The 7,025-nt window shown below is 59.6% G+C and carries 6 protein-coding genes; 3 read left to right on the forward strand and 3 right to left on the reverse strand.

What is annotated here, in order from left to right; genetic code table 11:
• Positions 1–58: 58 nt before the first annotated feature.
• On the reverse strand, positions 59–520 hold the full coding sequence (locus tag A6U87_RS09150) for a tRNA (cytidine(34)-2'-O)-methyltransferase (RefSeq protein ID WP_065690943.1): 462 nt from the start codon (positions 518–520) through the stop codon (positions 59–61).
• Between the two features lie 385 nt (positions 521–905).
• On the opposite strand from A6U87_RS09150, the gene A6U87_RS09155 reads away from it, so the two are divergent.
• A complete protein-coding gene (locus tag A6U87_RS09155; RefSeq protein ID WP_065690944.1) occupies positions 906–2,759 on the forward strand; it encodes an ABC transporter ATP-binding protein in 1,854 nt (617 codons plus the stop codon).
• A gap of 56 nt (positions 2,760–2,815) precedes the next feature.
• Here A6U87_RS09155 and A6U87_RS09160 read toward each other — a convergent pair whose 3' ends face one another.
• Positions 2,816–3,058 (reverse strand): hypothetical protein, encoded by a 243-nt coding sequence (locus A6U87_RS09160; protein ID WP_065690945.1) that lies wholly within the window; start codon positions 3,056–3,058, stop codon positions 2,816–2,818.
• A gap of 161 nt (positions 3,059–3,219) precedes the next feature.
• Between A6U87_RS09160 and A6U87_RS09165 the strand changes: the two genes are divergently transcribed.
• Positions 3,220–5,139 carry an ABC transporter ATP-binding protein gene (locus A6U87_RS09165; RefSeq protein ID WP_065690946.1) on the forward strand — a complete coding sequence of 640 codons (1,920 nt, stop codon included), beginning with the start codon at positions 3,220–3,222 and terminating at the stop codon, positions 5,137–5,139.
• On the opposite strand, the gene A6U87_RS09170 is transcribed toward A6U87_RS09165, so the two are convergent.
• On the reverse strand, positions 5,095–6,027 hold the full coding sequence (locus A6U87_RS09170) for an endonuclease/exonuclease/phosphatase family protein (protein ID WP_065690947.1): 933 nt from the start codon (positions 6,025–6,027) through the stop codon (positions 5,095–5,097). The two genes, A6U87_RS09165 and A6U87_RS09170, sit on opposite strands and share 45 nt — an antisense overlap.
• A 285-nt stretch (positions 6,028–6,312) precedes the next feature.
• Here A6U87_RS09170 and petA point away from each other — a divergent pair, with 285 nt between their 5' ends.
• The gene (gene petA / locus A6U87_RS09175; protein WP_065690948.1) at positions 6,313–6,891 is read left to right on the forward strand and encodes a ubiquinol-cytochrome c reductase iron-sulfur subunit; all 579 of its coding nucleotides are present in this window, start codon (positions 6,313–6,315) and stop codon (positions 6,889–6,891) included.
• Positions 6,892–7,025 lie beyond the last annotated feature (134 nt).

Raw genomic sequence — 7,025 nt, forward strand, 5'->3', positions numbered from 1 at the left:
ACGCCATGCGCGACATATTGTGGAGCCTAACCGGCATTTGTGGAGATGCGGCGGAAGGTCAACCCCAGACGGTTTGCCGCATTGCCTCTCCGACGATCATCGCGGCCGAAACGGCGACATTGATCGAGCGCTGGCCCTCGACCATCGGCACCAATATCCGGGCATCCGCCCTGTCGTGGACCTGATCGGGGACGCCGGCGCTTTCTCGGCCGAAGAGAAGAACATCATCAGAACGGAAGGCGAAATCGGTGTAGCGCCCGGAAGCCTTCGTTGAGGCCAGCACCAGCCGGCGCCCGCTGGATTGCAGCCAGGTTTCGAAATGGCTCCAGGAGACATGGTGGGTGAGGGCGGCGGTTGCGATGTAGTCCATGCCGGCGCGTTTGAGGTTGCGGTCCGAAATGTCGAAGCCGGCCGGCTCGATGATGTCGACGGCAAAACCGAGGCATGCGGCAAGACGCAGGATCGTGCCGGTATTTCCTGGAATATCGGGCTGGTAGAGCGCAAGTCTGAGGTCTGTCATCGTGTATGCCGTCTTGTTCGATTTTGTTGCGAAACTGGTATTTCAACTGCGATTTTCGTGCAACAGCCTGTCTTTAACCCCGAAACCTTCAATTTTGGCGTCGTAAAGGGCTGGAATTCTCGGTGATTTCGCGCTATCGGTGCATATCTTCAATCGTCAGCAGGGAGGCTATGATGATTACAATGCGATGCACGCGCCTCTCGCCCGTGACCCCGCGACTGACGATCCGGCACTCCTAAGTGCCCTTTCTTTCCTGATTTTCCTTTTCTGATCCATTGCGCGGCTGTTGTGGCCTCGCCCCTTGAACGTCCGGTTCCCATATGAGCCTTCAGCGCGTCCTTGCGCGGGCTCTGGGCCGGGACGCTGAAGTTTCGGAGCATTTTTTATGTTTGGCTGGTTCGAACAGAGACTCAATCCCTTTCCGAGCGAGGATCCCAAGGTTCCTCCGAAGGGGCTCTACGCCTTCTGCTGGCACTATACCAAGCCGGCGGCCCCATGGCTCGGCATGATGGCCGTGCTGACGATGCTGATTGCCATCGGCGAAGTGGCGCTCTTCCAGTTCCTCGGCAACATCGTCGACTGGCTGACGCATGCCGACCCCGCGACGTTCCTCCAGAGCGAGGGACACCGGCTCGTCTGGATGGGCGCGCTGATCCTCATCGGTTTGCCGGTGGCGGCTGTGCTGGACTCCTTGATCATGCATCAGGTCCTGCTCGGCAACTACCCGATGATCGCGCGCTGGCAGATGCACCGCTTCCTGATGCGCCACAGCATGACCTTCTTTGCCAACGAGTTCGCGGGACGCGTTGCAACGAAGGTGATGCAGACGTCGCTTGCCGTTCGCGAGACGGTGATGAAGATCCTCGACGTTTTCGTTTACGTCGTCACCTACTTCATCTCCATGATCGTGGTGATCGCGGCGGCCGACTGGCGATTGATGATCCCGATCCTGGCGTGGCTCGGCATCTACATCGGTATCGTATCCTACTTCGTGCCGCGGCTTCGCAAGATCGCCGCCACGCAGGCCGATGCGCGTTCGATGATGACCGGCCGCGTCGTCGACAGCTACACCAACATCGCGACGGTGAAGTTGTTCTCGCATGCGGGCAGGGAAGAGACCTATGCCAAGGAGGGCATGAACGAATTCCTGCAGACCGTGTATCAGCAGATGCGCAAGGTCACGATGTTCCACGCGGCGGTCTATATTAACAACTGCGTGGCGCTCTTCGTCATCTCCGGGCTGTCGATCTGGTTCTGGCTGAACGGCGGGATTTCGGTCGGGGCGATCGCCATTGCGATCGGTCTTGCGATGCGCGTCAACGGCATGTCGCAGTGGATCATGTGGGAAGTCTCGGCGCTCTTCGAAAACATCGGTACCGTCTATGACGGCATGGAGATGATGACGAAGAGCCACGACATCGTCGACAAGCCCGGTGCGCCGCAGCTGAGTGCCAAGCGGGGAGCGATCCATTACGATCGGATCGGTTTCCACTATGGCAAGGGCAAGGGCATCATCGAAAACCTGTCGCTCGACATCAAGGCGGGCGAGAAGGTGGGTCTCGTCGGTCGCTCCGGCGCCGGCAAGACCACGCTGATGAACCTGCTTCTGCGCTTCTATGATCTGGAAGCCGGGCGCATCACCATCGACGGGCAGGATATCGCGCATGTCTCGCAGGAGAGCCTGCGCGAACTGATCGGCGTGGTGACGCAGGATACCTCGCTGCTGCATCGTTCCATCCGCGACAACATCGCCTACGGTCGTCCGGATGCCACGGATGCCGAGGTCATCGAGGCTGCCAAGCGTGCCAATGCCTGGGATTTCATCGAGACCCTGGTGGACATGCAGGGGCGCAAGGCGCTGGATGCGCAGGTCGGCGAGCGCGGCGTCAAGCTTTCGGGCGGTCAGCGCCAGCGTATCGCCATCGCCCGCGTTTTCCTGAAGGACGCGCCGATCCTGGTGCTGGACGAGGCGACCTCGGCGCTCGATTCCGAAGTCGAAGCCGCGATCCAGGAAAACCTGTTCGCGCTGATGCAGGGCAAGACGGTGATCGCGATCGCCCACCGGCTGTCGACGCTGACGGAAATGGACCGCCTGATCGTGCTCGACAAGGGTCGGATCGTCGAGGCGGGCTCGCACGTCGAGCTTGTTCACCAGGGGGGCATTTATGCCGATCTCTGGAACCGGCAGTCCGGCGGCTTTCTTGCCGATCACGAAGACGCCGAAGAAGCGGCGGAATAAAAACAAGGCGCCCTCCCTGGGATATCGGGAGGGCGCCTTTTTATAGTGTGGTGCGTTCAGTGCCCGTCAGCTGAAAGGCTGTCAGCCCAGTCGATGACGCGGTGTCCCTCAACCGCCATGCTGTTGGTCGAGGCGAGTGCACGTAGTGCGGCGAGGCGTCGTTCTTCCTCGCGGTCAATCCAAGCGGTAATTGCCTCCGTAACGATCTGATCGTACGGCAGGTGAAGCTGTTCAATCATGGCGTCCAGTTTTTCCGCCAGAGGTAACGGAATACTCGACGTAAGCGTCTTCGTTTGCATCGCGGCAGTCTCCCGTGAAACTCTACAGTATGCCGAGATTGTGGCGAGTTATACTTCATTCAACGGCGATGCCGTTGATGTTACCGATCATTACCAAAATATAAGGTTGTCCGGCGGGAGCATTCCTTTCCCGTTCCGGCATATATGCCTATATCGCAATTATGCTGTTAAATCGAATCTTTAGTACTTTCGAAAATTGGATTGATCCGTTCCGGCCGCGCGACAATATACAGCCGCCGCGCTCGACTCTCGGATTCATCTCTTTCTATATCGGCCAGGCGAAGGCACCGTTCATCGCCATGCTGGTTCTCGGCGGCATGTCGGCCGCGATCGAGGCGGCGCTTTTCTGGTTCGTAGGGCGGGTGGTCGACATTCTGGCGAGCATCACGCCCGCCGCCGGCTGGAGCGGACTTCTCCAGGCGCATGGCGCGGAACTGTTCGGCATGCTGATCCTCATCGGCATCGTCCGCTTCGTGGTGGCGCTGCTGATTGCGCTTGTCGATCAACAGGTGATTACTCCGGGCTTCTACAATCTCGCGCGTTGGCAATCCTATCTGCACGTCTCGCGCCAGTCGCTCTCCTTCTTTCAAAGCGACTTTTCCGGGCGGATCGTCACCAAGGTCTGGTCAGCAGGGCAGGCGACGGGCGACCTCGTGACGTCATTGATGGAGAGCGTTTGGTTCGTCGGCATCTATGCGGCGACCACGCTGGTGCTCGTTGCCCGGCTCGATCTCTCGCTTGCCGTCGTGGTGTTGGGGTGGCTTTTCGCCTTTGGGCTGCTGGCGCGCTATTTCGTTCCCCGCATCCGCTATCACTCGCGTGAAACCGCGGAGGCCGCATCGATGCTCAACGGCCGGATGGTCGATGCCTACAGCAACATCCAGACGCTGAAGCTGTTTGCAAGGGACGAAGAGACCGACCGCTACATGCGGCAGGGCTTCGATTTCTACCAGGAAACCGTGCTGCGCTTCACACGCTTCATCACCGGCGTGCGTGCCTCCATGGCGCTGCTCTCCGGCCTGATGATCGTTATGATGGCCGGGCTCAGCGTCCATCTGTGGCTGCAAGGGCTCATCAGCTCCGGTGCCGTGGCCTTCTCGCTGGCGCTGGTGCTGCGGTTGAATTTCCTTCTGGGGCGACTGATGACGCAGTTCAACGGCATCATGCGCAATCTCGGAACCATCCAGAACTCGGCTGAGCTCATCTCCAAGCCTCTCGGGCTGGTCGACAAGCCGGATGCCCCCGATCTCGTCATCGCGCATCCGGGCATCCGCTTCGAGAATGTTACCTTCCATTATGGCAGGACCAGCGGTGTGATCGACGATTTTTCGCTGACCATCCGGCCGGGCGAAAAGGTCGGCATCGTGGGACGATCCGGCGCCGGCAAGTCGACGCTCGTGAACCTGATGCTGCGCCTCTACGATCTCGAGGGTGGGCGCATCCTGATCGACGGCCAGGACATTGCCGACGTCAAGCAGGAGTCACTGCGCATGCAGATCGGCGTTGTCAGCCAGGATACCTCGCTGCTGCACCGGTCGGTTCGGGACAACATCCTGTTTGGACGGCCCGATGCCGGCGAGGCTCGTCTCATCGACGCAGCGCGCCGGGCGGAAGCGCTCGGTTTCATCGAAAACCTTCAGGACCAGCAGGGACGCAAGGGCTTCGACGCTCATGTCGGCGAGCGCGGTGTCAAGCTCTCCGGTGGGCAGCGCCAGCGGATCGCAATTGCCCGCGTCATGCTCAAGGATGCGCCGATCCTCGTTCTCGACGAGGCGACTTCGGCGCTGGACTCCGAAGTGGAAGAAGCGATCCAGTCCAATCTCCATGGGATCATGGAGGGCAAGACCGTGCTTGCGATCGCGCATCGGCTTTCGACGATTGCCGCCCTGGACCGCCTGATCGTCGTCGACAAGGGCAGGATCATCGAGGAAGGAACTCACGAGGCGCTGCTTCAGCAGGGCGGTCTTTATGCGGAACTCTGGGCGCGCCAGTCGGGAGGCTTCCTGGCCGCCGATTACGAGGACGCAAAAAGTCCGTCAGCGCTCGATGGCAATCTCGGCCATGAGGCCAAAGTGATTTGAGCCGATGCTGTCATCCATCCGCGTGACCGATGTCAGCCGCAGCGGTGGACGGGCAAGGACGTGATCGATGGCGATGCCGACGGCGCCTGCCCGGATAGGCCAAGTGGCGGGCTCCGGAAAGACCGTGTTGAAGCCTGTCGCACGCATGAACCTCTGGATATGCGGATCGATTATCGCCGAGTTGAAGTCGCCCGCCAGCAGAAGCGGCCCGTCGGTCTCGGCGACGATCTTGCGCAGATCGGTGAGTTCATCGAGCTGAAAATCATCGAAATAGGGTTTTGCCAGGTGAACCGAGGCGAAATTGATCTTTGTGCCGTCGACGTCGATCGCCGTCTGGATTAGCCGATTTGGCCAGAGATCGCCGATGCTGCTGACGGATTGCGTGAGGAACGGTCGCTTGGAAAGGACCAGCGTGTCGCAGCCATCCGTGTCGGTGCCGCACCCGATGCGATAGGGATACGCCTGTGAAAGGCGCGCGATTTCAGGACGCAGGGGTTCTGCTTCGAGAATGTTGACGATGTCGGCATCCGAGGCGATCACCGCGTCGGCGATCCGAGCCCCGTTCCCGAGATTGTCGTTCATGATGTTGAAGGACATGAGGCGCAGGACGGGCTGCGTTGCGGCTGATGCCGGTGCGGCTTCGAAGGCCTTCAGCATGAACAGTCCATGGCCGAGCAGGAAGACGCCGACGGCGAGCAGGAGATAGGCAAACCAGTGTCGCTTGATTGCCAGCAGCACAAGCGTTGCCAGCACTGCGGCGAGCGCAAAATGAGCCTGGAAACTGTATACGAAGGCAAGCAGCCACGTATGCGTGACGTATCGCAGAGATATTGTTGCAAGCAGCAGCGATACGAGGACACTTCCCACACAGAATAAAGTGTCTTTCATCGCCGCGCGCCGAGAGTGGAACAACAATATGTCCGGGGCGTAGCATAGGCTTGATTTTGGTGCAACGCAGCAATGTTGCAAGCATGTGATTGTCTTCGAAAATCAACCCAAAATTCCCGCGACATTGTGCCCACATGCCCTTGCCAAGGCTGGACATAATTTGCGATCAAGCTTAGAACGCGCCGGATTGGTGGGGAATCTATGTTCGAATTGTGTCGCGACAGATTCGCCGCCTTGAGGGGATGGGGCGGAGTTCCGCAAAATTTGCGCAGAGGATGGTAAGCCGTGAGCGAACACGAAACGACAGGCGAGGTCACGGGCGAGCCCACTCGTCGTGATTTCCTTTATCTCACCACTGGTATGGCAGGCGCGGTGGGCGCCGTTTCGGTTGCCTGGCCGTTTATCGATCAGATGCGCCCCGATGCTTCGACATTGGCTCTTGCTTCGATCGAAGTCGATGTGTCGAGCCTTGAGCCCGGCATGTCGCTGACCGCCAAGTGGCGCGGCAAGCCGATCTTCATTCGCAATCGTACGCCTGAAGAAGTGAAGGCCGCCGACGACGTTGCGCTGGCAGATCTCAAGGATCCGATCGCACGCAACGCGAACCTGCCGGCAGACGCGCAGGCAACCGGCGTCGATCGTTCGGCCGGCAAGGACAAGGAAAACTGGATCGTCATGATCGGGTCCTGCACCCATCTCGGCTGTGTCCCGCTCGGCCAGGCCGGCGAATACAACGGTTGGTTCTGTCCCTGCCATGGCTCGGTCTACGACACGGCCGGCCGCATTCGCAAAGGTCCGGCACCGCAGAACCTTGCGATTCCGACCTATTCGTTCGTTTCCGATAAAGTAATCAAGATCGGTTGAGGGGGACTGATTTATGAGTGGCCATTCCAGCTACGAGCCATCAACCGGCCTTGAGAAGTGGATCGATGCACGCCTGCCGCTGCCTCGTCTCGTCTATGACAGCTTCGTCGCCTACCCGGTTCCGCGTAACCTGA

The sequence above is a fragment of the Rhizobium sp. AC44/96 genome, from assembly GCF_001692185.1.
In the GTDB taxonomy this organism is placed as follows: domain Bacteria; phylum Pseudomonadota; class Alphaproteobacteria; order Rhizobiales; family Rhizobiaceae; genus Rhizobium.